The following is a 24,711-nucleotide window of genomic DNA, read 5'->3' as shown; positions in this document are numbered from 1 at the left end:
CCCAGGGCGGTACGCCCATCCGGGTTACTCACCGACCCGAAAATAAAGCGGTCCCGTCGGCTCTCGGGCTGAACCGACGGGACCTGGGTGGGCATATAGGCCGGCCGATATGCCCACCTCCGGTTCAACATTGCCATCCAAAGCGATTGACAAACATGTTGTGAGAGATATCCGGCGAATCAGGCGTTTAGCCCTTGATGGACGAGAAGTCAGGACGCGGTTCGGGTCAACTGCAAGCCGGGTGTTACCGCGGCGAGCGCTTCGCCCTCGGAGTTCGCCGTCGCCAACCCGTCGTTGGGATCGCCGACGCGCAGCACTCTCTGGACTGCCCGGCTTGCCACGACGACACAGCTGGTCTTGGCGGCTCGGCACTCGTTGACGAGCGCCTGCAGCGCGAAAATTCCTTTGGCGCAGATGAAGTCGACTTCGCTGAGCTCGATGATCAGTCCAGGAGCGACGGAGACGAACCGGTGGGCGTAGTGGTAGAAGCGGTCGATGTTGGTGGCGTCGATCTCACCTGTGACTTGCACCACGGTCACGCCGTGGCGGCAGTAGGCACGCATTCTGGTGCCGTTGCAGACGACGGTGCAGGCACCGGGGGAGTATGAGGTGAAGCCGGGAGAGGTGGGCTGTGGGTAGCGTGAAGCGGTCATCGGCGAATCTCGATTCGATGGTTGCCGTAACAGGTTTCGAGACGCCGCGATGAGCAAGCAGTAACCGGTCGTCAAAATCCCTACTGGAAAGGGAACGTAGCCGGATGCACTGTGCGGCGTGTCCACAGGCTGTGGCTTCAACTTGTCCCATGAGCCTAGCTCAGTTTTCGGCCCTGCGCACAGTCCGGGCACGGTCGCCGCTTACGCCGCCGCGACCCTTCCGCTGTAACTTATTGTGCAGCAATCCAATACGCCGATGATTGCTTGGCGGCAGTCGGATGACCGACGCCGACGCAGGTGTTTCAGGCGGGCGAAGAGCCGGCAGATAGGCCGAGGGCGATCGTCAGTTCCAACACCGTCCGCGGATCGTTGAGCCGGTCGCCGTACAACTCGCGTAGCTGAGTCATCCGGTAGCGCACGGTTTGTGCGTGGACGAACAGATCGGCGGCCACCGCGTCGCGCCGCCCCTGATGTAGCAGCCATGAGCGCAGCGTCTCGGTGAGCCGGTCGGCGGTATTGGCTGGTAGGTGCGAAAGCGGACCCAGGGCCCGGGCACGCAGGTCGTCGGCGGCTTCCCGATCGGCGCCCAGCACGAGCTCGACCAGATGGTCGTCGGTGTCCAGGGCAGCGCCGGTGTCGGTGCGCACCAGTTCGCGAGCACGCAGCGCCCGCTGATAGGACGACCGGGCCTCGAGCCACGGTCTGGCCGGCCCCACGATCGCCCGGCGTGCGGAGAGCCCCGACAGCAGTCGACCCCGCAAGCCTCCCGCCATGTCCGGCACCAGTAGCACCGCAAGTGCCTCACTGGGATCCACCCCGGGCAGATCCTCCGACAGCTGCAGCGTCGACTGGCCGAACTGCGCCGCCAACCCACGGGCCTGCGTCGAGGGCAGCAGCACCGCCGTCAGCGTGTCGGGAGTCAGCCAGCCCGCGGCGTCGGCGTCGGCGAGCAACGTGGCCGACGGTTGGCCGGCCAGCAGATTCTGGGTCAGCCGTTCCAGGTAGCGCTGACGGGCGCGCCCGGACGTGGCCAGTTCGTCGGCGTGACCGGACACGCTGGATGCGGAGAGTTCGTCGATGTAGGCGAAGACCAACTCGGCGAACCTGGCGATCGTCGCCGCGGGCAGCCCCGCCGCCACCGCGGTCGTGGACAGCTCGCGCCAAGCCACTCGCGCCCCAACCCGGAAAGCCGACAGCAGCGCGTCCATCGAGCGACCCTGCCTCGCCTCCCCTCGGCCCAGCTCGTACGCACCGTCCAGCGCCGGCGACAGGGGCGGTCCGGGATCTGAATCCTCGGCGCGGGTGACCAGTCGCAGGAACGCACCCAGCGACGTCTGCACCGCATCCTCGATGTTCTGGCCCATTCGCCCGCTGAACGCATCTGCGTAGCTGGGTACCTCGATAGTGATCGCAGTCACGGTTCGCTCGGCCATGGCGGGCAGGATCGCCTCCAGCGCCCTGACCACGGGTTCATCGAGACGCAAACCCGTCAGCCGAAGCGACGAGTCCGGCATACTTATCCTTTCCGAACAAAAACAATGCAATTCTTCACACGCTTCAGTCAAGACTTTACATTCAAGAACAACGACGATGGAATCATGACGACAACCGCACCCCGGTTCGCCCTTCGGTCCGAAATCGTCGGCGGCCTGCGCGCCCGAGTGCTGGAGTTTGCCGAGCGGATCGCCATACCGCTCGCCACGCCGCTGGTACCGGCCGACTATCTCGACGTCATCGACCCGCTGCGCTCCGGCGCGACCTTGCGCGGTCGCATCGTCGCGATCCATCCCGAAACCCGCGACGCCGCCACCCTGGTGATCAAACCCGGACGCGGCTGGCGGCCCCACCTTCCCGGCCAATACGTCCGGGTCGGCGTGGACGTCGACGGCGTCCGGCAATGGCGGGCGTACTCCCTGACCTCCAAGACGCACCGGCGCGACGGCTGCTTCTCGATCACCGTGAAAGCCATCCCGGGCGGAGTGGTCAGCAATCACCTCGTCCGGCGCGCCACCGTTGGCACCGTCATCCAGCTCGACCAGGCGGCCGGTGACTTCACCCTCGGTGAGCAGCCGCCGGCCAAGATCCTGTTCCTGACCGCCGGCAGCGGCATCACCCCGGTGATGGGGATGCTGCGCAACCTGGCCGGTGCCCCGGACATCGTGGTGGTGCATTCCGCACCGACGCGCGACGACGCCATCTTCGGCTGGGACCTGCGCATGCTGGCCCGTCAGGGACGAATCCGCCTGATAGAGAAGCACACCGACGTCGACGGCATGCTGGACGTATCGGCCTTGGAAGAGCTGGTCCCCGACTTCGCCGACCGCCAGACCTGGACCTGCGGTCCGGCCGGGTTACTCGACGCGCTCGAACAACGTTGGGCCGCTGACGGTATCGCCGAGCGGTTGCACATCGAACGATTCCGGCCCGCCGTCATCACGACCGGCGAAGGCGGCACCGTGACATTCGCCAGATCGGGCAGTGTCGTGGACGCCGACGGATCCCAGACGCTGCTGGATGCCGGTGAAAGCGCCGGGGTGCTGATGCCGTCGGGATGCCGCATGGGCATCTGCTTCGGCTGCGTCGTACCGCTCAAGCAAGGTGCCGTGCGCGATCTGCGCAACGGCGACATCACCATGGCCACCGACGGTGGCGACGACGTGCAGATCCAGACGTGCGTCTCGGCCGCTGCCGGCGCCTGCGAACTCGAAGTCTGAGAAGGAGTCAAACGTGACCGACCCGACCGCTCACCTGTCCGACCAGGACGTCGAAAACCTGGGGCGCGAACTCGACGCCATCCGCGCACATGTGCTGGCGGGCCGCGGCGAGCGTGACGCCGCCTACATCCGCCGGGTTATCGACGGTCAGCGCAAGCTCGAACTCGCCAGTCGCGCGGTGCTGCTGTTCTCGCTGTTCCCGCCGGCGTGGCTGCTCGGCACGGCGGGCCTGTCGATCTCCAAGATCGTGGAGAACATGGAGATCGGGCACAACGTGATGCACGGCCAGTGGGACTGGATGCGCGACCCCAAGATTCACTCCACGACCTGGGAGTGGGACAACGCCTCACCGGCGGCGATGTGGAAGCACTCGCATAACGAGGTGCACCACACTTACACGAATGTGCTTGGCAAGGACCATGATCTGGGCTACGGCATCATGCGGGTCGATGAGAACCAGCGCTGGAAGCCGTTCTACCTGGCCCAGCCGTTGTGGAACTTCGTCAACGCCTGCCTCTTCCAATACGGCATCGCTGCCTACGATCTGGAGATCGGCAAACGTCTGCAGGGCCGCGGCGACAAGAACGAGTTCAGCCGGCAGGGCAAGAAGGTGCTCGCCAAGGTGCGCAAGCAGCTGACGCGTGACTACGTGCTGCACCCGCTGTTGTCCGGACCGTCGGCCCTCACCACGTTGACCGCGAACCTGACGGCCAACCTGGTCCGCAACTGGTGGACCCACTCGGTCATCATGTGTGGGCATTTCCCCGACGGTGTGCAGACCTACGAGAAGACCTCCATCGAGGGGGAGACCCGCGGTCAGTGGTACCTGCGCCAGATGCTCGGCTCGGCGAACATCAGCGGCAACGCGTTTTTACACTTCATGACCGGCAACCTGTCTTTCCAGATCGAGCATCACCTGTACCCGGACCTGCCCAGCAACCGTTACCAGGAGATCGCACCGAAGGTGCAGGAACTCTTCGAGCGCTACGGACTCACCTACACCACCGGGAGCCTGCCGCGTCAGGTCGCCTCGGCGTGGAAGAAAGTGTTCCGGCTGTCGTTACCGAACGACTTCCCGCGCAAAGCCGCCCAGGCCGTCGCACCCGCGGCGATCAGAGAGGCGATTCTGGCCGCGCCCCGCGCGGCCGCGTGACCGTGTGACGACTGTCTCATTCGAGCCGAGGGCGGCGAAATCATTTGAGGTATCTATGATTTCGCGCCGCCACCAGTGCTTTTGCCCTGTGGCAGGGTTTCGCCGAACAGCGTGAGAGGGTACGTAGGGGTAATGCCTGAGAACACGCAGCCCCGCAAGCCGGGGACGCCTCCGCGTGCGTTGGTTCTCGGCTACACCGGCGTTCTCGCGCTGATCGCGGGATTCGTCAACGCGGTGGCGTTGCTGATCCTGGCTTTTCCGGTCGGCAATCTGACAGCCGTCACCACCCAGTTGGGCATGACCACGGCCAACCCGTGGCTTTACCAAGGGCACCTGCTCATCGCGATCTTGGTCGGTTTCCTGGGGGGAGCGACCGTCGCCGGGGCGCTGCTTGCGCCCACGAACGCGATGACCGGTCGACGACACGCCTTGATTTTGGCGCTCGAGGCGGTGCTGCTGCTGCTTGCCGCATTCGGGGTCGAAGGACAGTCCGCCAAGGACCTCATCTCCGAACTCGGCGTCGCACCGGCCGCGATTCAGGCGATGCTGGCGGCTGCCGCTTTGGGTCTGCAGAACGGTCTGACCTCCAGCCTTCGCGAGATGGCGGTACGCACCACTCACTTCACCGGTACCGTGACCGACCTGGGGCTGATCCTGGGACGGAGTCGCCAGGACGGGATCGACAAGTACAAGGCGGCGATCCTGTCGGTCACGCTGTTGCTGTTTCTCGGCGGCGGTGTCGCGGGGCTTCTGGTCGGTGCCAGCATCAATGGCTACGCGCTTATTGTGCCGGCGGTGGCCTGCATGGCCGTAGCGGTCGCCAACTTGCTGTACAGCCGGTCGTATCGCAACCAGCGGCGGAGCGAGCCTGAGTCTGTCAGGGTCTGAGCCGGTCTGCCGCTCGAGCGTCAGGCCAGTGTGGCTGTGGCTTTGCGCGCCGAGCGTCACGCCAGCGTGGCTTTGGGCGTCGAGCGTCACGCCAGCGTGGCTGTGGGCGTCGAGCGTCACGCCAGCGTGGCTGTGGGCGTCGAGCGTCACGCCAGCGTGGCTGTGGGCGTCGAGCGTCACGCCAGCGTGGTTGTGGCTTTAGGCGCCGAGCGTCAGGCCAACGTGGCTTTTGGCTTTGGACGTCGAGCGTCACGCCAGTGCGGCTTTGGGCGTCGAGCGTCACGCCAGCGTGGCTTTGGGCGTCGAGCGTCACGCCAGCGTGGCTTTGGGCGCCCAGCGTCACGCCAGTGTGGCTTTGGGCGTCGAGCGCCGAGCGCCGAGCCAGCGTGGCTGTGGGCGTCGAGCGTCACGCCAGCGTGGCTGTGGGCGTCGAGCGTCACGCCAGCGTGGTTTTGGGCGTCGAGCGTCACGCCAGCGTGGCTTTGGGCGTCGGGCGCCGAGCGTCACGCCAGCGTGGCTGTGGGCGCCGAGCGTCACGCCAGCGTGACGTGCTATGGTTGTCGACAAGCGTCACGCGCGCCAATCGCCTACGCGCAGTTGACCGTTCTTTCGCAGGCAAGATCGGATCATTCCGATCCTCCAGTCCTCGAAGCTTTGAACGTAATGTCGGTGCACCGCAACGACTCTCATGCGGCGATCGATTTTGCCACCGGCAATCTCGCCACACACGACTTTGAAAGTTCCTCTCCATGAATACAACTGCATCCTTTGCCGATCTGCGCGTGGGTCAATCCACGATCCGGGAGCTGGCCGCCCGCGGTATCACGTCCCCGTTCCCGATCCAGGTCGCAACCCTCCCTGACACGCTGGCCGGCCGCGACGCACTCGGACGCGGAAAGACCGGCAGCGGAAAGACACTGGCGTTCTGCATCCCGCTCGTCGAACGGCTGGCCGGACAACGGTCGTCGGGCGGTCCGAAAGGCTTGATACTGGCCCCCACTCGCGAACTGGCTTCCCAGATCGCCGCTGTCTTACAACCTTTGGCCGCTGCACACCGGCTGAAGGTCACCACGATCTTCGGTGGCGTGCCGCAGAACCGGCAGGTCGCCGCGCTCAAGACCGGCATCGACATCGTCGTTGCGTGCCCGGGCCGCCTGGAAGATCTGATGAAGCAGCGGCTGATCAGCCTCGACGGGGTCCGGATCACGGTGCTCGATGAGGCCGACCACATGGCCGATCTCGGATTCCTGCCGTCCGTGACCCGCATCCTGGCCGCGACCCCGACGGATGGGCAACGGATGTTGTTCTCCGCAACCCTGGACAACGGTGTCGACAAACTGGTGCGACGCTTCCTGCGAAACCCGGTGACGCACTGCGTCGATACCGCCGACTCGCCGGTGCCGGCCATGACCCACCACGTGTTCCACGTCGACGGGGTCGACGCCAAGAAGGAACTGGTGCACCGGCTGGCCTCGGGCAGCGGCCGCCGAGTGCTGTTCATGCGCACCAAGCACCACGCGCGCAGACTGGCCAAGCAGCTCACGCAAGCGGGTGTTCCGTCAGTTGACCTGCACGGCAACCTTTCTCAGCCGGCGCGTGATCGCAACCTGGCTGCCTTCAGCACCGGCGAGGCACGGGTATTGGTGGCCACCGACATTGCGGCGCGGGGCGTTCACGTCGACGGGGTCGAACTGGTCGTGCATGTGGACCCACCCGCTGACCACAAGGCGTATCTGCACCGCTCCGGTCGTACGGCGCGGGCCGGTAACGCCGGGGACGTCGTGACCGTGGTGCTTCCCGAACAGCGCAGAGACCATCAACTGATGATGCGCAAGGCGGGCATCGACGTGCGTCCCCAACAAGTCAGCGTCGACTCCGCGCCGGTGCAAGCGTTGGTCGGTGCCATCGCTCCGTTGCGTGCTCCCGTGGCCGCGGCGCCGGATGAACCCGTCCGAAGCCGTAGTACGCAGCAGCGCAACTCTGGGCGAGGACACCGCGTCCAAGGTGCCAGTGGTCGGCAGAGCGCACGACGGCGTCGTGCGGTTCGTCCGCAACAAGCCGGCAGCGCACGCTAGCGGCACTTTCGGAGGCGGCCCCGCCACCCCCTGGGCTACGGTCGCAAGCATCGTGCGCTGATTACGCAGGGTGTGGTCGCAGCTCAGTTGGGCGGGGCCGGTGCTTCCATCGGACGATGGTAGGCGGCTTCGACCACTGGCCGAGTTGCTATGTCCTGCAACCGCTTCTGGTCATCCGGCGTGAGGAGTTTCAGGGTGATCATCGGCAGGTAGTACGTGGCAGGCGCACCCAGGATGTAGGTGGCGTTTCCCTCCACATACGTCTTGTTGCCTGGATCGGACAGGCTCAGACTGCTGTAATCGCCGTGCGGTCCTTTGTACTGTCCTCTGCCCGCGACGAAGAACGAGGCGATCCTGTTCCACAACGCGGTGAAGTTCGAAAGGTCGTTCGGGCAATCGGACCAGAAATCGTATTGGCGGGCAACAACTTTGACGGTGTAGCGGGTGTCGGCTGGAAATCCCTTGCCACCGTAGGCGGCCCGGCAACCGCTATTGGGCACGCTGGCACAGCCGTTGTACTTGCTTTCCAGATCGCCGGTGAGCACGAAGGTCACCGTCGTGGGATCGATGTCGCTGCCCGGGCCGTACCGTCGCAACCAATCGTCTTCCACTTGTGCGCCTTCGCTGTGACCCAGGACGATCTTGCGTCCCGGGTAGGCATGCAGAAAACGGTCGAGGGCGTCGGATCCTCGGTGGACGTTGATCTCAGCGGGAAAGTTGTTATACGGGACTTTGACTGTGACATTCGGGGCTGCGAACAATTCACCGCGTAACCAATTCGATGGCAGCGCCGAGAATGCGGGGTCGAGTGTCAGTACCACGGCCCCGGTCGGCGCCACCTCCTCGGCGTGTGCCTGAGCGGGCGCGAATCCGACGACATTGCCGGCGATCGCCAACGTCAATGCAACTGAAGTCACCGAACGTCCCAGCACCGCCACCCCTGGCGCTCCTCCCCGCCGAATTGCCCGCACCGGCACCTTTTCCGCCATGACTCGAACTGGCAGCTCAAAAAGGCAATCGAAGTTATATCACCGGCGACAGCTGATACTTCGCTCTGTATTACAAAGTGACATCACAATGTGGCCGACGGTATACACGCTGCAATTTACTTTTCACAACGGCCGGATTGTCACTCCGACAATCGAGGATTGTTCGGTGATTCTTGGTAGCGTCCGCTCTCATGGATGACGACTACTTGGGTTTCAGCGCGCTCGTATTCTTCACAACGTTGATTTTCGTCTGGCTGCTCTCTGCGATAGTGGCCGGATTCATTGCGATGGCTCGGGCCCGCAGCTTCTGGGCGTTCGCCACCATCACGTTCTTCTTTCTCGGTCCGCTGGGACCCGGTTTTGCCCTCGTTGCTCCTGACGGCGAGGTCGAAGAACTGCTGCTTGAAAGCAGGGAGCACGGCAGCTCTCAGCCGGCTAAACGAAAAATCGCGGACGGGCGCCGCCGATTTAGCTGTCCACGCTGCGGTGCGGACAACGACATCCCCGAAACTGATCAGAGCTACGACTGTTGGAGGTGCTCGGAACACAGAAAGGTCCAAGCTCGGGTCGACAGGCCTGCCCAAACGACGGCAGACTAGCTGCCGTTCCCTGACGCGCCCTTATTTCCGGTCAAAACAATTGCCGGCGGACATTCTCGAAACATTAGTTCGTTGCGGCCGAGAAAAGCGATCGTAAATGACGTAAGAGACCAACGTGCCTCCAGCAGTGGTCAACGACGGCACCACGGCCTATACGCCGACATACACCGAGCCCAGCTCGCTTACTTGGTGGCCGCCGTCGCCACCGTCGTCTACCTCAGGGAGACCCGCTGGAAACGGCGGCAGAACAGACGCAACCGCAACGTCTGAGCGGCGACCACTCGAGTCAACGATGTCCCCAGGCAGGCCAGGAGTGCCCCCGGCAGGATTCGAACCTGCGACACCGGCTTTAGGAGAGCCGTGCTCTATCCCCTGAGCTACGAGGGCGGCGACCGAAAATGCGGAGTAAGACCGGGGTCAGCCTACCGCGAGAGACCGTAACCGGATCAGTCGACGGTGATCGCCCGGGTCACGGCGTCGGCGACCTGCTCGTCGGTGAGAGTGCTGCGTTCGATCAACGTGTGCGAAAGCACTGTGCGGACAATGATTTCGGCCGCCTGAAGGGGCGGCAACAGCGGGCGCGGATACTCATTGGCGGCGATCACCGGTGCGACGATGGCGGCGACCGTCTGCACGACGTTCATCCGGGTCTCGCCGATCTGCAGCACCGCCTGTAGCAGCCAGTGCGGCTCGTGGTCGCGCACGTAGGTGAAGGCGGCGTGGTTGCGCAGGTACTGCAATGCCGAAAGGACGGTCGAGCCGACCGTAGTCATCGGATCGGCGTGTGCGTCGACGCGGGACATGACGTCGAGGACCATCTGCTGAATCTCGTGCTGCGCGACCGCCGAGATCAAGCCGTCTTTGTCGCCGAACTCCCGGTAGGCCGTCGCCCGCGACACACCGGCGCGCCTGGCTACCTGGCTCAGGGTCAAGGCATCGACTCCGCTCTCGGTGATCAACTGCAGCGTCGCCTGCAGCAGCGCTTCAGTGGATCGGGTCGCGGGCATCACCGGTATTTGTACCGCAGCGTCGCGTCGCGGCATGTTGACTGAGCTTCGGACTGAGACTACCTTCACGATTAGTCTCAGTTGTTTACGGCTGAAGGAGCGCACGTGGCGGCAAGTTCGACTCAGTCAGCTTCCCTACCCGACCTGACGAACTTGCCGGGCCTGCGCCGCTATCTGACGTCGCTGCCGCACGAGGAACGTGCTCGAGCCACCGACCGGCTCGCGGCGCTGTCGGGCGCGGATCTGCTCAGCCTCGGCGTCAGCGAACCGCAGTACGGCGAATACGACTACCAGGTAGCACAAATCGACGGCAGCATTCCGTCGGAGCTGTCTGGGACGCTGTACCGCAACGGTCCGGGCCGTTGGGAGGACCACACCGGCCGTCCGTTGCACCACCTGTTCGACGGAGACGGCATGCTGTCCGCCTTCACTATCCGCGACGGCAACGTCCACTACCGAAACCGGTATGTGCGCACCCGGCATTACCGGGGCAAAAGCGGTACGACACACCTCGGCACGGCGGCGCCGGGCGGCTGGCGGAAAAACATCGCCAAGACACCGCCGAACTTGGCCAACACCAACATCGTCGAGCATGCCGGCCACCTGTATGCGCTGTGGGAGGGCGGCGCCCCCTACGCAATCGATCCGGACACACTGGACACGTTCGGGTTATGCCGATTCGGCGGCGAGTTGCGCCCGGGGGCCACGTTCTCCGCGCATCCCAGCACATGTCCGAGCACCGGCGAGATGTTCAACTTCGGTGTCGAATTCCTTCCGCGACCACACCTGCGCATCTACCGCGCCGATCGCCGAGGCACGCTGCGCCGTATCCGCTCCGCCCGGTTGCCGTACCTGGCGATGGTGCACGACTTTTCGATTACCCAGCGCTATCTGGTGTTCCTGGTGTCGCCGATAGTCGCCGATCTGGTACAGGTCGCGTTGGGCCGCAAGCCAATCGGTGATGCGCTGGAGTACCGCCCGGACAAGGGCAGCGTCTTCATCCTGGTGCCGCGTGACGGCGGAAAGATCCGTCAGGTCGACTCCCCGGCCGTCCTGCAATTCCATCTCAGCAACGCGCACGACGACGGTGACGACGTCGTCGTCGACGCGATCACCTATCAGAACTCGCAGTTACTCAAGAGCATTGCGCGATTCCAAACCACTCCGCTGAACGCGTCGCCGTCGGAATTCACCCGTTTCCGACTCACCAGCGCCGGTCGGGTCATCCGAGAGTCGTTGAGCGACAGCGCATGCGAATTTCCCCGGCACCACCCCGACCGCGAGGGACGCCACCACCGCTACGTCTATCTCAACACCCGACGCCAGCTCTCGTCGCTGTACGACTCGGTCACCAAACTCGACCTTGCCGACAACACCGAGACCACCTACACCGCGGCGGGGGCCGGCAACAGCTTCTGTGAACCGGTATTCGTTCCGCGCCCAGACGCGAAAGACGAGGACGACGGCTGGTTGCTTAGCGTCGAATACCAAGCCGGACAACACCTGTCCCGGTTGGTCGTCTTCGACGCCGAAGACCCGGCGCGCGGACCCGTTGCCACCGCCCAACTCACCCACCACATCCCGCAGGGCTTCCACGGCCACTTCGCACCCCGGGCACGCTGACTACCGCAACTCCGCGATGACCTTCGCGAAGTTCTCGATGTGGTTGTCCTGCACGGTAATCGAGGTCACCCCGTACTTGTCGCGATACTCCCGCAGGGTGTCGGCGATCTCGCGCGGTGACCCGCTGAGCACCGAGTGCAGCGCCAGCAGCTCGTCGTCGGAGAGGCCGGGCGTGTATCGGCGGGTCATCGCCAAATCCGGCAGGGTCTCACCGGCGTGCGGCATCGCGGTAATCGCCAGGTTGAGTTCCAGCGCGTCGAACCGGTCGCCGGCCGCGGCGCGGACGAACTCCACCCGTTCGGCCAGCGGATCGTCGGCCTCCCGCACCCTGGCCCCGGTCAGCCCGACGATGTGGGCGTGCCGGGCTGCGAGGGTCAGCACCCGGTCCCCGTTGCCGGCAATCAAAATCGGCATCTGCGGGTGCTGCTCGCTCAGATACTTCGTCATGTGCTCGAGGTAGTCGACCCGCGCGCCGGCGCTGGGGTAGGGCAACTCGGCGGCCTCGAATTCCTCTCGGACGTAACCTGTTCCGAGTCCCACCTCGACACGGCGGTCGCTGATCAGGTCGAGGCCGCCGAGGTCTCGGCTGAGCAGGGCGGGCTTGTAGAACGCGGCATTGAGCACATACATGCTCACCCGCAACGTCGTGGTCACCATGGCGACCGCCGTCAGCGTCGGAAACGGTGCGGCGGCACCGAGATGGTCGGGTACGCAGAGGATGTCGAATCCCGAATCTTCGGCTCGCTTCGCGGTGTCCACCAGCGCGTCGCGAGACTTGAAGAAGCGCAAGCTCAGTCCGAACCGAAAATCCTTGGCCACCAACAACCTCCATCTAGTCCGAAGAAAACCGCCAGGATCGTGCCGCGTCCGCCAGCCCTGCCACCAGGGCGGTGGTAACCGGCGACAACCCGTCCGGCCCGGGCAACCCACTGCGGGGGCTCAGGCCTCGTACCCGCACGCAGAGCTCCAATTGTGTTCCGCCGTCACGCACCCGGTTGACCGGGTTGTCGGGATGCAGGCCGCGCAGCTCGGACGGGATGGCGTCGAGATCGGTGACCACCTCGTATCCGGGTAGTCGGACGTGGCGCGCCACATGCTCGGCCAGCGCGCGGTTGCGCCCTCCGGCCAGCAACTGGGTGCCGCGCCCGATCCGGCCGTAACCATGCAGTGAAACGGCCACGTCGACGTGATCGAGAAACTCGGCCAGGCAGGCGGACTCGGCCGGATCGAACCGCGCCGACGGCAGATGGTGCGGATATCGGTCGGGATGAGCCAGCACATACACCGACGCGCCGGCGGCTTCGGCAGCCCGCTCGGCGATCACGTCGGTCGTCCGTTCCAGACCGCCGCCGTGGATGGCGAGAAACCCGAAGCGTGAGCGCAACCGGTTCGTCTCGACCATGCCGGGCTCATCGAGCAGCGCTGAAAGCGATTGCGGCCCCGCACCATTCGAGATGAAGGGCTGCGGCCAATGCAAAGGGTCCCAGCGGTGCAGGAAATCGATCCACCGTTGCGGCAGCCCGTGGTGCAGCGCGCCGTCGATGATGCGCGGCAGGTATCCCGGCCGCGGTGGTCCCGTCGTCACCCGCGGGTCGATGTACACCCACGCTGCCGACGATCCGTCGTCCGTCTGCACCGTCAGACGGTCGCGCCGGTAGCGCACCGGCACGCCCTCGGCGCTGTCCAGGCGCGCCAGGTCGTAGTCGGAAAGCCACCAGAGCACGCCGTGAACCTCGTTCCCCGCCAACGGCTCGACCGTGGCCACTCCGCGCTCGTTGATCAGCCACTCATGGTCGCTGAGTACCGCGGGCCGCGCATCGCCTGCGTCGGGGCAGCGTGCCGCCATCTGCCGTACGCACAAGTTGGATCCGTAGGCGAAGTAGGGGTGCCGGCGGGCCGGCATTCAGCCGGTCACCGTCAGATAGATCAGCACCACATTGAGCAGACTAATCATCACCGCGACCACCCAGCCCACGACGGTGGTGACCCGGTGGTTGGCGTCGTTGCCCATCAACTCGCGGTTGCCGGTGAGCCGGACCAGCGGCAGCACCGCGAATGGGATGCCGAACGACAACACCACCTGGGACAACACCAAGGTGCGAGTCGGGTCGACGTTGAAGGCCAGCAGCGCGATCGCGGGAGCCACGGTGACCAGGCGGCGCACCACCATCGGGACCGACCAGTTCAGCAGGCCCTGCATGATCATCGCCCCGGCGTAGGCGCCCACCGACGACGACGCCAGCCCGGAGGCCAACAGTCCGATTGCGAACAGCACGGCGATCAACGGTCCCAAGGTGTCGCGAACCGCGACGTAGGCGGCATCGATCGACCCGACATCCCCGTGGCCGCGCATGTTGAACGCAGCGACCAGCAACATCGCGGCGTTGACGCCGCCGGCGATCACCATCGCCACGCCCACGTCCCAGCGGGTGATGCGCAGCAGGCGCCGGCGGGGCAGTCCGGGTTCGGGATGCCCGTGCCGGTCACGGGCCAGCCCGGAGTGCAGGTATACCGCGTGCGGCATCACGGTGGCACCCAATATGGCCGCTGCCAGCAACACGCTTTCGGTGCCGTGGAAACGGGGGACCAGACCCGACAACACCTCGGCGGCCGGCGGCGTCGAGACGAAGAAACTGGCGGTGAAACCGAGCGCAATCACCAGCAACAGTCCGGTGATGACCACCTCGAACAGGCGCTGACCGCGACGATCCTTGATCATCAGCAACAGCAGGGAGACTGCCCCGGTGATAATGCCCCCGATCGGCAGCGGCAGATCGAACAGGATGCGTAACGCGATGGCCCCACCGATCACTTCGGCCACGTCGGTCGACATCGCCACGATCTCGGCTTGAGCCCAGTACGCCAGCCGGGCCGGCCGGCCCATCCGCTGGCCGATCGCCTCGGGCAGCGAACGTCCGGTGACCAGCCCGAGTTTCGCCGACAGGTACTGCACCAGTCCCGCCATGACATTCGCCGCGACGATCACCCAAAGCAACAGGTAGCCGAACTGGGTGCCCGAACTGACGTTGGCGGCGACGTTTCCGGGGTCGACGTAGGCGATCGCCGCGACGAACGCCGGCCCCAGCAGATACCAGTTCGCTTTGCCGGACGTGGTGGTTTCCTGCGTCAACTCACCACCCTTTGATCCCGCGCGCCGAATAAAAAAGTGAGGTTAGCCGAAATCTGCGGGGCGCGACCACCGGCCCGCAGGGTCTTACAGGTCCGGGACCGGGATCTCCAGGTTGGGGAACGTCAGGCCGCCGTCGACCTCCAGGGTCTTGCCGGTGAGGAAACCGCCGGCCGGCGAGGACAGGTAGACCGCGGCGGCGGCGATGTCCAGCGGGTCGCCGAGACGGCGCAACGGTGTGGCCTGTTCCATCGGCGCGCGCAGTTCGTCGTTGTCGGCCACCACGTCGAGTGCCGAGGTCAGGATCGAGCCCGGGGCTATCGCATTGACCCGGATCCGTGGGCACAGGTCCAGCGCCGTCAACCGGGTGTAATGCGACAGGGCGGCCTTGGCGGTGCCGTAGGCGGCGAAACCCCGTCCCGCCAGTCGGCCGATGGCCGAGGTGATGTTGATGATGCTGCCGCCGCCGGAGTGCTCCAGCATCAGCGGCACCGCGGCGACGGTCAGCGCGTGCGCAGTGGCGACGTTGAACGTGAAGGCGTCTCTGAGGTCCTTGGTCGACGTCGTCAGCAGCGTGTTGGGCATGCTGCCGCCGACGTTGTTGACGACGATGTCGAGCTTGCCGAAGGTGTCGACGGCCTGCGCGGCCAGTTGCGCGGTGTCGTCCGGACGAGCCAGATCTGCGGCCACCACGTGGGCTCGTCGACCGACGGCCGCGACCTGCCCGGCAACCTCGTCCAACTGGGACTGTGTCCGCGACGCGATCACGACGTCGGCACCGGCTTCGGCGAATGCCACCGCGATGGCTGCGCCGAGACCGCGGCCGGCTCCGGTGATGACGGCGACCTTGTCGTCCAGGCGGAACCTGTCCAGGATCACTGCGGCCTCGTTTCACGGGTCGAGCCGAGACGGGAACGCCAGCGGCCGGGGGATTTCTGTAACAGGTTCTAGTTTGTCACACGTCCAGTACCGCCGTGTTCCAGACCTTGACGCGGCGGCATGATCGTCATTAGCTTGCGCGTCAATCCCGTTGCGCGCGTTGATGAAGATAGCGTCGTGCGAACCGCGGCGTTGTCGCCGAGTGATCATCGACCCTTTAAAGCCACGTTACAGGTTGTTAATGTAGCTGCAAGGCTGCAATGAAAGGGGTTGTCACGTGCCGCGACGGGTGGGCGGCATCTAGTATGTTTCATCACTACCGTTAGGAACTGGATTGAAACTCAACCGATTTGGTGCCGCGCTGAGCGTCCTGGCTTCAGGTGCGCTCGTTTTGTCGGCGTGTGGTAGCGACAACAACAACGCGGGCGGGGGACAGGGTTCGTCAGGAAGTCCGTCGTCGGGCAGCGTGAACTGCGGCGGGAAAAAGACGTTAAAAGCCAGCGGTTCCAGCGCGCAGAACAACGCGATGACCCGCTTTATCAAGGCATTCGAATCGGCCTGTCCCGGACAGACCTTGAACTACACGCCCAACGGCTCCGGTGCCGGTATCAGCGAATTCAACGGAAACCAAACCGATTTCGGTGGTTCGGACTCGCCGCTGACCAGCGAGGAAGCCGCGACTGCGCAGCAGCGCTGCGGGTCGCCCGCCTGGAACCTGCCGGTGGTGTTCGGTCCTATCGCGGTCACGTACAACATCGCTGGGGTCAGTTCGCTGAACCTCGACGGGACCACCCTGGCCAAGATCTTCAGCGGGGCCATCAAGACCTGGAACGACCCCGCGATCGTCGCGCTCAATTCGGGCACCAACCTGCCCGGCACCGACATTCACGTCGTCTTCCGAAACGACGAGTCGGGCACCACCGACAACTTCCAGCGCTACCTTGACGCCGCGTCCAACGGGGCATGGGGCAAGGGCGCCGGCAAGGTGTTCAAGGGCGGTGTCGGCGAGGGCGCCAAGGGCAACGACGGCACCGCCGCGGCCATCAAGACAACCGAAGGCTCGATCACCTACAACGAGTGGTCGTTCGCTCAGGGGCAGAAGTTGAACATCGCCAAGATCATCACCTCGGCCGGTCCGGAGCCGGTCGCCATCGGCACCGACTCGGTGGGCAAGACGATTGCCGGAGCCACCATCGCCGGTCAGGGCAACGACTTGAAGCTGGACACGATTTCGTTCTATCGGCCCACTCAGCCCGGGTCCTACCCGATCGTGCTGGCCACCTACGAGATCGTCTGCTCGAAGTATCCCGACTCCCAAACCGGCACGGCGGTCAAAGCTTTCCTGCAGTCGACCATCGGTGGGGGCCAGAACGGGTTGGGGGACAACGGATATGTCCCGATCCCGGACTCGTTCAAATCGAGGTTGTCGACCGCGGTCAACGCGATCTCCTGATCTGAGGTTGACGTGGCCAAACCCCCGCTGGCAAGACAAGCGCTAGCGGAGGTGGACGTACGCGCGTCGCGGCGGGCCGACCGCCTGTTCAAGTCGGCCGCCGCGGCCGCGGGGTCCACCATCGTGGTGGCGATCGTGCTGATCGCAGTGTTCTTGTTGATCAAGGCGATTCCGTCGTTGCGGGCCAACACCGTCAACTTCTTGACCAGCGCCCAGTTCGATACCGCCTCCGACGACAAGCTTGCGTTCGGCATCCGCGACCTGCTCATGGTCACCGTGCTGAGTTCGCTCACCGCGCTGACGCTCGCGGTGCCGATCGCCGTCGGGATCGCGGTATTCGTCACCCAGTACGCGCCCAAACGGTTGTCCCGTCCGTTCAGCGCGATGGTGGACCTGCTGGCCGCGGTGCCGTCGATCATCTTCGGGCTGTGGGGGATCTTCGTGCTCGCGCCGCAGCTGGAGCCACTCGCGAGATTCCTCAACCGTCACATGGACTGGCTATTCGTGTTCAAACAGGGCAATGTGTCCCTGGCTGGCGGCGGGACCATCTTCACCGCCAGCATCGTGCTCGCGGTGATGATTCTTCCGATCGTGACGTCGGTGTCGCGCGAGGTCTTCCGGCAGACTCCGCCGATGCAGATCGAAGCGGCGCAGGCGCTCGGTGCGACGAAGTGGGAGGTGGTGCGGATGACCGTGCTGCCCTTCGGTCGCAGCGGGGTGGTGGCGGCGTCGATGCTGGGATTGGGTCGTGCGCTCGGGGAAACCGTGGCGGTGCTGATCATCCTGCGTTCGGCCGCCCGCCCCGGAAATTGGTCGCTGTTCGACGGCGGCTACACGTTCGCCTCCAAGATTGCTTCGGCGGCAGCCGAATTCAGCCGACCGCTACCGACGGGCGCCTACATCTCAGCGGGCTTTGCGTTGTTCGTCCTGACATTTCTGGTCAATGCGGCTGCCCGCGCGATCGCCGGTGGAAAGGTCAACGGATGACCCGAGCCACTGTCGACGCGCTCGAACAGCCGGTGAAGACGGTCGTCTTTCGCCCGTTGAGCACCGCGCGCCGCGTCAAGAACGACATCGCGACCGTCTTCTTCTACACCTCGTTCGTGATCGCGCTGGTGCCGTTGGTGTGGCTGCTCGGCGTGGTTGTCCTGCGCGGCTACCACGCCGTCATCCACACGGACTGGTGGACGCACTCGCTGCGCGGCGTGCTGCCGGAGGAGTCCGCCGGCGGGGTGTACCACGCTTTGTTCGGGACTTTGGTGCAGGCCGGTGTGGCGGCCGTCATTGCGGTGCCGCTTGGTTTGATGACCGCGGTCTATCTGGTCGAGTACGGCACCGGTCGCCTGGCCCGAGTGACCACGTTCATGGTGGATGTGCTCGCCGGGGTGCCCTCCATCGTGGCTTCGCTATTCATCTTCAGCCTGTGGATCGCGACCTTGGGTTTCCAGCAGAGCGCGTTCGCCGTGTCGCTGGCCCTGGTCTTGCTGATGTTGCCGGTCGTGGTGCGCTCCACCGAGGAGATGCTGCGACTGGTGCCCGACGAACTACGCGAAGCCAGCTACGCCCTGGGCGTCCCGAAATGGAAGACGATCGTGCGGATCGTGGCCCCCATCGCGGCACCGGGCATCGTCTCGGGTGTGCTGCTGGCGGTCGCGCGGGTGGCCGGAGAGACCGCGCCGGTGCTGGTGCTGGTCGGATACAGCCGCTCGATCAACACCGACATCTTCTCCGGCAACATGGCCTCGCTGCCGCTGCTGATCTACACCGAGCTCACCAACCCCCAGCACGCCGGCTTCCTGCGGGTCTGGGGCGCCGCGCTGACGCTGATCATCATCGTGGCCGTGATCAACCTGTTGGCCGGCGGTATGAGTTTCCTGGCCACCCGGAAACGCTGACCTAGGTGTTGGTCGGGGCGAGCCGCAACACTCTGCCGTTGCCGCGGTCGGCCACGTAAACGTTGCCCTTCTTGTCCACCGCGACCGATAGCGGGGTGTTCAGACCCTCGAACGGCAGTATCACTGACGTGGTGGCACCGGCGGGCAACTTGGAAACCGTGTTGTTGTCGTGGTCGGTGACGTAGATGTTGCCTGCACCGTCAATGGTGATGCCCCACGGCGCGCTGATGCCGGTGAACGGCAACGCGGTCTGATTGGTGGTGCCGGCATCGAGCTTGAGCACCCGGCTGTTGTCGGTGTCGGTGACATAGATGTTGCCGTCACCGTCGACGGCCACCCCGTCGGGATGCTTCAAGCCCTCGAACGGCACCTCGGTCTGCTCCTTGGAACCGGCCGGCATTTTCAACACCCGGCTGTTGCCGCGGTCGGCGACGTACACGTTGCCCTGGGCGTCCACCGCGACACCTTCGGGATAGCTCAGCCCGACGAAAGGCACCTCGACCTGGTTGTTCGAGCCGGCCGACAACGCCACCACCCGATTGTTGAAGTCACTGACGTAGATCTTTCCCGAGCCGTCTACCGCGATACCTTGCGGTTCGTAGAGGCCGCTGAACGGCTTGACCGTCGGTGACGACGAGCCGTCCGGCAACGTCACCACCTTGCCGTACATGGTTTGGTTCGTGACGTAGAGCGTCCCGCTCGGGTCCATGGCCACCCCGCCCGGCGCGAAACGGAAGGTGAGCCCGGAGAACGGCATCACCGCTTGGCCGTTGGCTTGCTCCTCGCCGCCGTCTTTTCCGCCGAACACCATGAACGCGGTGACCGCGGCCACCGCCAACAAGACCGCGGCGACGACCGCGCCGATCACCAGCGGCTTGCGCGACTTGCGCTCCGACGGCGGGGTGGTGGTCGCATAGGGTCCCGACGGCTGGTCGTACGACGGCCCGGTGGCGACCCCGGGCTGGCTGGCCCATCCCGCGCCGGCGACCGGGGCCGCCTGCGTCCATTGACCCGAATTCCCAGCAGGCGCGGAACGCCAGCCGCCGGCGTTCGACGGCAGCGGCTGAGCCATGGTCTGGTCCCCGGAGTGTTGCGGGGGCACGGGCGTTCGCATGGTCTGGTCCCCGGACTGGTACGGGGGCACGGGCGTGCGCATGGTCTGGTCCCCGGACTGGTACGGGGGCACGGGCGTCCGCGTGGTCTGGTCCCCGGACTGGTACTGGGGCACCGGTGCGTACTGGGTCTCGGCGCCGCTGTTGTATGAGGGACCCGCGGGTTGCACGTAGGCACCAGACGAATGCTGGCCCGAGCCGCCGTAGCTGTTCCAGCCGCCATTCAAGCTGGGGTCGACGACGGGTGCGATCAGCGTCTCGTTGTCACCTTGGCGCAGGATGGTGGCCTCTTGACGCTGTTCGGGCGTGGTGAGGGCGTCGTGGGCGGCGCTGGCCAGGTCGCCGGCGGTCATGTAGCGGTCATTGGGGTTCTTGGCCATGCCCTTGGCGATCACCTGGTCGAGGGCCTCTGGCACCTGTCCCGGGCGCAGCACGCTGGGCCGGGGTACCGGTTCCATCAGATGCGAGGCGATCAATCGTTCGACGCTGTCCGCCCGGTAGGGCGGCGCACCGGTCAGACACTCGCCCAGCACGCAGGCCAGCGCGTAGATGTCGGCCCGGTAGGTGACCTCGTCACCGGTGAACCGTTCCGGCGCCATGTAGTTGTAGGTTCCGACCGCCATCCCAGCCTGGGTGACGTTCGGGTCGTGGGCGGCGCGGGCGATGCCGAAGTCGACCAGATAGGCGAAATCGTTGTTGGCGATCAGGATGTTTTCCGGTTTGACGTCGCGGTGGGTGATCCCGGTGGTGTGGGCGGCGTCCAGGGCAGCGGCGATCTGCCGCACGATCGCCACCGTTCGCGCGGGGGTCAGCGGACCGAACTGGGTCAGCATCGAGCGCAACGAGACGCCGTCGATCAGGCGCATCTCCACGTAGAACTGGCCGTCGATCTCGCCGTAGTCGTGAATCGGCACGATGTGCGGCTCGGTCAACCGTCCCGCGGTGTCGGCTTCGCGTTGCATCCGCGTGCGGAACACCGGGTTGTCGGAATACTGCGAGGAGATCAGCTTCAGCGCGACCACCCGGTGCTTGCGGGTGTCCTCGGCCTCGTAGACCTCACCCATCCCGCCGCGACCGATCAGGCGCACCAATTTATAGGGACCAAATTGCGACCCCACTCGCGATTCCGACCCGGTGTTGGTCACCGTCGACGCTCCCTTCGCCCGGCCACCACTGCCGTCGGCCGCAACGGGCAGCAGCGGCACTCCGACGCCGCCCGTGCAGCCACGCCGAACCTGATGGTTAACCCACGGTAAATGCTCGATGAGCGGGCACACAACCAAATCCGGCGACTCGGCACGAATTTTCAATCACGAGTCAGTAACGGGGACCAGCGGGCCGGCACTGGCCGGATGACCCAGCGAAGTCGTCCAGCGGACAAAATTGTTAGAGCCGTGGGGGTTTCGCTGACTGATGTCGGAGGGATCGTGCAACGCCGTCCCCCGACTACCGGTCATGCGATGGCGTTGACGATCGGTGTGAGCTTTGATTGCAACGACTTCGGCAACGGAATGTATCCGTACTCGTCCAAGCCGATCTGACCGTCACCAATTGTGGCTTGCATGAACGCCTTTACCGCTTTGCCTGTGGGTTCGTCGGGGTACTTGGAGCAGACGACTTCGTAGGTGACCAACACGATGGGGTAGGAGCCGGCCTGGGTGGGGAGATAGAACGACGCGGTGTCCACGATCAGGTCGCGCTCGTCGCTGCCGGGCTTGAACTTGGCGCCGCTGATCGTCCTGCCGACCGTCTCCGGGCTGATCGACACGGGCTCGGGTCCCGCCGAGGTGATGATCTGCGCCTTGTTCAGCTGGTGCCCCTCGGCGAAGGACCATTCGTTGTAGGTGATCGACCCGTCGGTCTTCTTCATGGCCTGCGAGGTGCCGTCGTTGCCGGTGGCGCCTTCGCCGACACCCCCGTTGAACACCTGACCGGCGCCTTTACCCCACGCACCGTTGGAGGCGGCGTCCAGATACTTCTGGAAGTTGTCGGTGGTCCCGGACTTGTCGGCGCGGAACACGACATGGATCGGAATCGCGGGCAGGTTGGTATTGGCGTTGAGGGCTTTGATGGCCGGATCGTCCCACTTGGTGATGGCCCCGTTGAAGATCTTGGCGATGGTGGGCCCGTCCAGGCTGAGCGAATTGATCCCGTTGATGTTGTACGTGACTGCGATCGGGCCGAATACGACGGGAATGTCCCACGCAGGGGAATTGCAGCGCGCCCGGGCGCTGTCGGGTTCGCCTTTGTCCGCGTTCATCGGTGAGTCCGAGCCCGCCAGATCAACCTGGCCCCCGATGAATGCCGCCATCCCGGCACCGGATCCGTTGGCGTTGTAGTCCAGGGTGTGTCCCGGACATGCATGGATGAAGGCGTAGACGAACTGTTCCATCGCGTTCTTCTGCGCGGTCGATCCCGCGGCCAGGATCTTCTTCTTTCCGCCGCAGTCCACCGGGATGACGGGGGCGGTCGACGACGACGAGGAGGCCGACTTGTTGGAATCGCCGCCGCACCCGGACAGCACCAGCGCCATGCCGACGAAGAGGCTGAATGCAACGACAGACCGAGCGAACTTCACGGCAACTCCTCTGCAGAACAGTCGACCCGTTGAGGGTGAACCCAGAATGTCACTGGTGACCCCGTGCCGGTCAAGGGCTCTTAAGATTTCGACTCCGCTTTGGAACCCGCCTTCTTCGCCGGTGCCTTCTTCGCCGGCGTCTTCTTGGCCGGTGCCTTTTTCGCCGCGGACTTCTTGGCCGGCGCCTTGCCGTCACCCGAGCGCGCCTTCACGCTGGCCTCGAGTTTGGCCAGCAGATCGGAGACATCTTCGGTCTCGTCCAGCTCGGTTGGCTTCTCCTCGACCGTAAACGCTTCCCCGCCTTCGAGTTTGGCGTCGACCAGTTCCCGCAGCTGCTCCTGGTAGTCGTCGTGGTAGCGGTCCGGGTCGAACTCGTCGGCCATCGACTCCACCACTTGCCCGGCCATCTTGAGTTCGGCCGGCTTGATGTCGACCTTCTTGTCCAGCACCGGGAAATCCGGGTCGCGGATCTCGTCAGGCCACAGCAGCGTGTGAATCACCATCACGTCGCGCTTGCCGAAGTCCTTGACGCGCAACGCGGCCAGTCGGGTCTTGTTGCGCAGCGAGAAGTGCACGATCGCCATCCGGTCGGATTCGGCGAGCGTCTGGGCCAGCAGCACATAGGATTTGGAAGATTTCGAATCTGGCTCCAGAAAGTAGCTGCGGTCGAACAGCATCGGGTCCACTTCACTGGCCGGGACGAACTCCAGCACTTCGATTTCGCGGCTGCGCTCTTCGGGCAGGGTGGCGATGTCGTCGTCGGTGATGATGACCGACCGGCCGTCGTCGGATTCGAAGGCGCGGGCGATGTCACCGTATTCGACGACTTCGCCGCAGACCTCGCAGACCCGTTTGTACCTGATGCGTCCGTTGTCCTTGGCGTGCACCTGGTGGAACTTGATGTCGTGGTCCTGGGTGGCGCTGTACACCTTGACCGGGACGTTGACGAGCCCGAACGCGATCGAGCCCTTCCAAATGGAGCGCATTGCCTCAGTATGCCCAGTTAATGCCGAGGGATCGCAAAAGTACCCGACACGCCGAGCGTGCGAGGGCCATTGCGGCTGCTCGCCTCAGGGGCCGGGGCGGCTCACCGCGCGTGCCGCCGCCGCGGCCGCGGCCTCCAGCGCCGACGTCAGCGTGTCCAACCCGATCCTGCGCAGGAGGGTTCGCCGGTCACCGCCCAACAGGCCCGCTTCCCAGAGCGTGTCGAGCAGACCGACCATGAACGCGTCACCGGCACCGACGGTGTCGACGACCTCTACCGGACGCGCCGGCACCGTCACCTCACCGGCCGCGCAGAGCGCCAGCGAGCCGCGCTCACCCATGGTCAGGGCGATGATCGCCGGCCCGGACGCCAGCCAGCCACGCGCGGTGTCCCGCGGCGGGCGGTCGGGTGCGAGCCAGCGCAGGTCCTCCTCGCTGACCTTGACGATGTCGCTGCGCTCGACGAGCTTGTCGACGCGGTCGCGCGCCTGCTCGCGGTCCACGATCAGCGACGGCCTGACGTTGGGGTCGAAGGTGACGGTGGCAGACACCCGGTAGGCATCCAGCAGCGCGGCCACCGCCAGGCAGCCCGGCTCGCGTACCGCGGCCACCGACCCGGTGTGCACGAACAGTGGGGGCGGGACGGGCGGGGTCCCCGAGAGCTGCCAGTCCAGCTCGAAGCAATAGCTCGCCGAGCCGTCGGCGGCGATGGTCGCCGTGGCGGTAGGTGTCCGGGTAGCGGCAACGCTGCCCGAAACCAGCTGCGCGCCAGAGTCTTTGACATAGGCCGCGATGCGGCGGCCGTTCGCGTCGTCAGCGATGTGGGTCAGGAAATCGATACCGCGACCCAGGCGGGCAAGGCCCACGGCCACATTCAGCGGGCTGCCGCCGACATGCCGGGTGGTAGACGGTCCCGCCACGATGTCTATCAGCGCTTCGCCGATCACGAGCCCGCGCTCCATGCCCGACACGTTACGTTGAC

Annotated in this window: 21 protein-coding genes and 1 tRNA gene; 9 read left to right on the top strand and 13 right to left on the bottom strand. The window is 65.1% G+C overall.

Going from position 1 to position 24,711, the window contains the following annotated elements:
- Positions 1 to 209: 209 nt before the first annotated feature.
- Together AC5Y47_RS17670 and AC5Y47_RS17665 are read right to left on the bottom strand one after the other, a co-directional pair.
- Entirely contained in the window at positions 210 to 653 is a 444-nt protein-coding gene (locus AC5Y47_RS17670) for an STAS domain-containing protein (protein WP_499945467.1), read from the bottom strand.
- Between the two features lie 302 nt (positions 654 to 955).
- Entirely contained in the window at positions 956 to 2,167 is a 1,212-nt protein-coding gene (locus tag AC5Y47_RS17665; RefSeq protein WP_499945466.1) for a PucR family transcriptional regulator, read from the bottom strand.
- An 84-nt stretch (positions 2,168 to 2,251) separates the two neighbouring features.
- Between AC5Y47_RS17665 and AC5Y47_RS17660 the strand changes: the two genes are divergently transcribed.
- The 4 genes from AC5Y47_RS17660 to AC5Y47_RS17645 all read left to right on the top strand — a co-directional run bounded on the left by AC5Y47_RS17660 (position 2,252) and on the right by AC5Y47_RS17645 (position 7,483).
- Positions 2,252 to 3,367, top strand: a complete 1,116-nt coding sequence (locus AC5Y47_RS17660; protein WP_499945465.1) for a ferredoxin reductase — start codon at positions 2,252 to 2,254, stop codon at positions 3,365 to 3,367.
- Between the two features lie 13 nt (positions 3,368 to 3,380).
- A complete protein-coding gene (locus AC5Y47_RS17655) occupies positions 3,381 to 4,520 on the top strand; it encodes a fatty acid desaturase family protein (RefSeq protein WP_499945463.1) in 1,140 nt (379 codons plus the stop codon).
- A gap of 132 nt (positions 4,521 to 4,652) precedes the next feature.
- Positions 4,653 to 5,408 (top strand): DUF1275 family protein, encoded by a 756-nt coding sequence (locus AC5Y47_RS17650; RefSeq protein ID WP_499945461.1) that lies wholly within the window; start codon positions 4,653 to 4,655, stop codon positions 5,406 to 5,408.
- Positions 5,409 to 6,157: 749 nt separating this feature from the next.
- Positions 6,158 to 7,483 (top strand): DEAD/DEAH box helicase, encoded by a 1,326-nt coding sequence (locus tag AC5Y47_RS17645; protein WP_499945459.1) that lies wholly within the window; start codon positions 6,158 to 6,160, stop codon positions 7,481 to 7,483.
- Between the two features lie 83 nt (positions 7,484 to 7,566).
- Here the strand turns inward: AC5Y47_RS17645 and AC5Y47_RS17640 are convergent, their stop codons facing one another.
- Positions 7,567 to 8,400, bottom strand: coding sequence for a PE-PPE domain-containing protein (locus AC5Y47_RS17640; protein WP_499945457.1), 834 nt, complete (start codon positions 8,398 to 8,400; stop codon positions 7,567 to 7,569).
- A gap of 263 nt (positions 8,401 to 8,663) precedes the next feature.
- Here AC5Y47_RS17640 and AC5Y47_RS17635 point away from each other — a divergent pair, with 263 nt between their 5' ends.
- Positions 8,664 to 9,071 (top strand): hypothetical protein, encoded by a 408-nt coding sequence (locus AC5Y47_RS17635; RefSeq protein ID WP_499945455.1) that lies wholly within the window; start codon positions 8,664 to 8,666, stop codon positions 9,069 to 9,071.
- Positions 9,072 to 9,385: 314 nt separating this feature from the next.
- On the opposite strand, the gene AC5Y47_RS17630 is transcribed toward AC5Y47_RS17635, so the two are convergent.
- A tRNA-Arg gene (locus AC5Y47_RS17630) sits at positions 9,386 to 9,458 on the bottom strand.
- A 59-nt stretch (positions 9,459 to 9,517) separates the two neighbouring features.
- Positions 9,518 to 10,078, bottom strand: coding sequence for a TetR/AcrR family transcriptional regulator (locus AC5Y47_RS17625; protein ID WP_499945453.1), 561 nt, complete (start codon positions 10,076 to 10,078; stop codon positions 9,518 to 9,520).
- Positions 10,079 to 10,183: 105 nt separating this feature from the next.
- Here AC5Y47_RS17625 and AC5Y47_RS17620 point away from each other — a divergent pair, with 105 nt between their 5' ends.
- Positions 10,184 to 11,701 (top strand): carotenoid oxygenase family protein, encoded by a 1,518-nt coding sequence (locus tag AC5Y47_RS17620; RefSeq protein ID WP_499945451.1) that lies wholly within the window; start codon positions 10,184 to 10,186, stop codon positions 11,699 to 11,701.
- Here the strand turns inward: AC5Y47_RS17620 and AC5Y47_RS17615 are convergent, their stop codons facing one another.
- The 4 genes from AC5Y47_RS17615 to AC5Y47_RS17600 are packed head-to-tail and all read right to left on the bottom strand — an operon-like array spanning position 11,702 to position 15,707.
- A complete protein-coding gene (locus AC5Y47_RS17615; protein ID WP_499945449.1) occupies positions 11,702 to 12,526 on the bottom strand; it encodes an LLM class F420-dependent oxidoreductase in 825 nt (274 codons plus the stop codon).
- A gap of 7 nt (positions 12,527 to 12,533) precedes the next feature.
- Positions 12,534 to 13,604 carry a poly-gamma-glutamate hydrolase family protein gene (locus tag AC5Y47_RS17610; RefSeq protein ID WP_499945448.1) on the bottom strand — a complete coding sequence of 357 codons (1,071 nt, stop codon included), beginning with the start codon at positions 13,602 to 13,604 and terminating at the stop codon, positions 12,534 to 12,536.
- Positions 13,605 to 14,861, bottom strand: coding sequence for an Nramp family divalent metal transporter (locus AC5Y47_RS17605; protein ID WP_499945565.1), 1,257 nt, complete (start codon positions 14,859 to 14,861; stop codon positions 13,605 to 13,607).
- Positions 14,862 to 14,915: 54 nt separating this feature from the next.
- On the bottom strand, positions 14,916 to 15,707 hold the full coding sequence (locus AC5Y47_RS17600) for an SDR family oxidoreductase (RefSeq protein WP_499945447.1): 792 nt from the start codon (positions 15,705 to 15,707) through the stop codon (positions 14,916 to 14,918).
- A 334-nt stretch (positions 15,708 to 16,041) separates the two neighbouring features.
- Here AC5Y47_RS17600 and pstS (AC5Y47_RS17595) point away from each other — a divergent pair, with 334 nt between their 5' ends.
- The 3 genes from pstS (AC5Y47_RS17595) to pstA are packed head-to-tail and all read left to right on the top strand — an operon-like array spanning position 16,042 to position 19,055.
- Positions 16,042 to 17,160: a phosphate ABC transporter substrate-binding protein PstS gene (pstS, locus tag AC5Y47_RS17595; protein WP_499945446.1), complete on the top strand. Its 1,119-nt coding sequence runs from the start codon at positions 16,042 to 16,044 to the stop codon at positions 17,158 to 17,160.
- A 12-nt stretch (positions 17,161 to 17,172) separates the two neighbouring features.
- The gene (gene pstC, locus AC5Y47_RS17590; protein WP_499945445.1) at positions 17,173 to 18,147 is read left to right on the top strand and encodes a phosphate ABC transporter permease subunit PstC; all 975 of its coding nucleotides are present in this window, start codon (positions 17,173 to 17,175) and stop codon (positions 18,145 to 18,147) included.
- Positions 18,144 to 19,055, top strand: coding sequence for a phosphate ABC transporter permease PstA (gene pstA, locus AC5Y47_RS17585; protein ID WP_499945444.1), 912 nt, complete (start codon positions 18,144 to 18,146; stop codon positions 19,053 to 19,055). The genes pstC and pstA overlap by 4 nt, the downstream gene beginning before the upstream one ends.
- A gap of 1 nt (position 19,056) precedes the next feature.
- On the opposite strand, the gene AC5Y47_RS17580 is transcribed toward pstA, so the two are convergent.
- From AC5Y47_RS17580 to AC5Y47_RS17565, 4 genes are all read right to left on the bottom strand, one after another.
- Complete coding sequence (locus tag AC5Y47_RS17580; RefSeq protein WP_499945563.1) at positions 19,057 to 21,312, bottom strand: serine/threonine-protein kinase PknD; 2,256 nt, start codon at positions 21,310 to 21,312, stop codon at positions 19,057 to 19,059.
- A 308-nt stretch (positions 21,313 to 21,620) separates the two neighbouring features.
- Positions 21,621 to 22,745, bottom strand: coding sequence for a phosphate ABC transporter substrate-binding protein PstS (gene pstS, locus AC5Y47_RS17575; RefSeq protein WP_499945443.1), 1,125 nt, complete (start codon positions 22,743 to 22,745; stop codon positions 21,621 to 21,623).
- An 80-nt stretch (positions 22,746 to 22,825) separates the two neighbouring features.
- Entirely contained in the window at positions 22,826 to 23,731 is a 906-nt protein-coding gene (ku, locus tag AC5Y47_RS17570; RefSeq protein ID WP_499945441.1) for a non-homologous end joining protein Ku, read from the bottom strand.
- A gap of 84 nt (positions 23,732 to 23,815) precedes the next feature.
- The gene (locus tag AC5Y47_RS17565; protein ID WP_499945440.1) at positions 23,816 to 24,691 is read right to left on the bottom strand and encodes a carbohydrate kinase family protein; all 876 of its coding nucleotides are present in this window, start codon (positions 24,689 to 24,691) and stop codon (positions 23,816 to 23,818) included.
- Positions 24,692 to 24,711: the final 20 nt, after the last annotated feature.

Source organism: Mycobacterium sp. NGS22 (assembly GCF_059813095.1).
Note: the sequence above shows the minus strand (reverse complement) of the source record. Positions and strands in the feature narration are given on the sequence as shown.

Excerpts from the sequence above, each read along its gene's own strand:
- AC5Y47_RS17565 (WP_499945440.1), bottom strand. The coding sequence starts at position 24,691 with ATGGAGCGCGGGCTCGTGATCGGCGAAGCGCTGATAGACATCGTGGCG.
- AC5Y47_RS17635 (WP_499945455.1), top strand. The coding sequence starts at position 8,664 with ATGGATGACGACTACTTGGGTTTCAGCGCGCTCGTATTCTTCACAACG.
- AC5Y47_RS17670 (WP_499945467.1), bottom strand. The coding sequence starts at position 653 with ATGACCGCTTCACGCTACCCACAGCCCACCTCTCCCGGCTTCACCTCA.
- AC5Y47_RS17645 (WP_499945459.1), top strand. The coding sequence starts at position 6,158 with ATGAATACAACTGCATCCTTTGCCGATCTGCGCGTGGGTCAATCCACG.
- AC5Y47_RS17610 (WP_499945448.1), bottom strand. The coding sequence starts at position 13,604 with ATGCCGGCCCGCCGGCACCCCTACTTCGCCTACGGATCCAACTTGTGC.
- ku (WP_499945441.1), bottom strand. The coding sequence starts at position 23,731 with ATGCGCTCCATTTGGAAGGGCTCGATCGCGTTCGGGCTCGTCAACGTC.
- AC5Y47_RS17660 (WP_499945465.1), top strand. The coding sequence starts at position 2,252 with ATGACGACAACCGCACCCCGGTTCGCCCTTCGGTCCGAAATCGTCGGC.
- AC5Y47_RS17665 (WP_499945466.1), bottom strand. The coding sequence starts at position 2,167 with ATGCCGGACTCGTCGCTTCGGCTGACGGGTTTGCGTCTCGATGAACCC.
- AC5Y47_RS17625 (WP_499945453.1), bottom strand. The coding sequence starts at position 10,078 with ATGCCCGCGACCCGATCCACTGAAGCGCTGCTGCAGGCGACGCTGCAG.
- AC5Y47_RS17650 (WP_499945461.1), top strand. The coding sequence starts at position 4,653 with ATGCCTGAGAACACGCAGCCCCGCAAGCCGGGGACGCCTCCGCGTGCG.
- pstA (WP_499945444.1), top strand. The coding sequence starts at position 18,144 with ATGACCCGAGCCACTGTCGACGCGCTCGAACAGCCGGTGAAGACGGTC.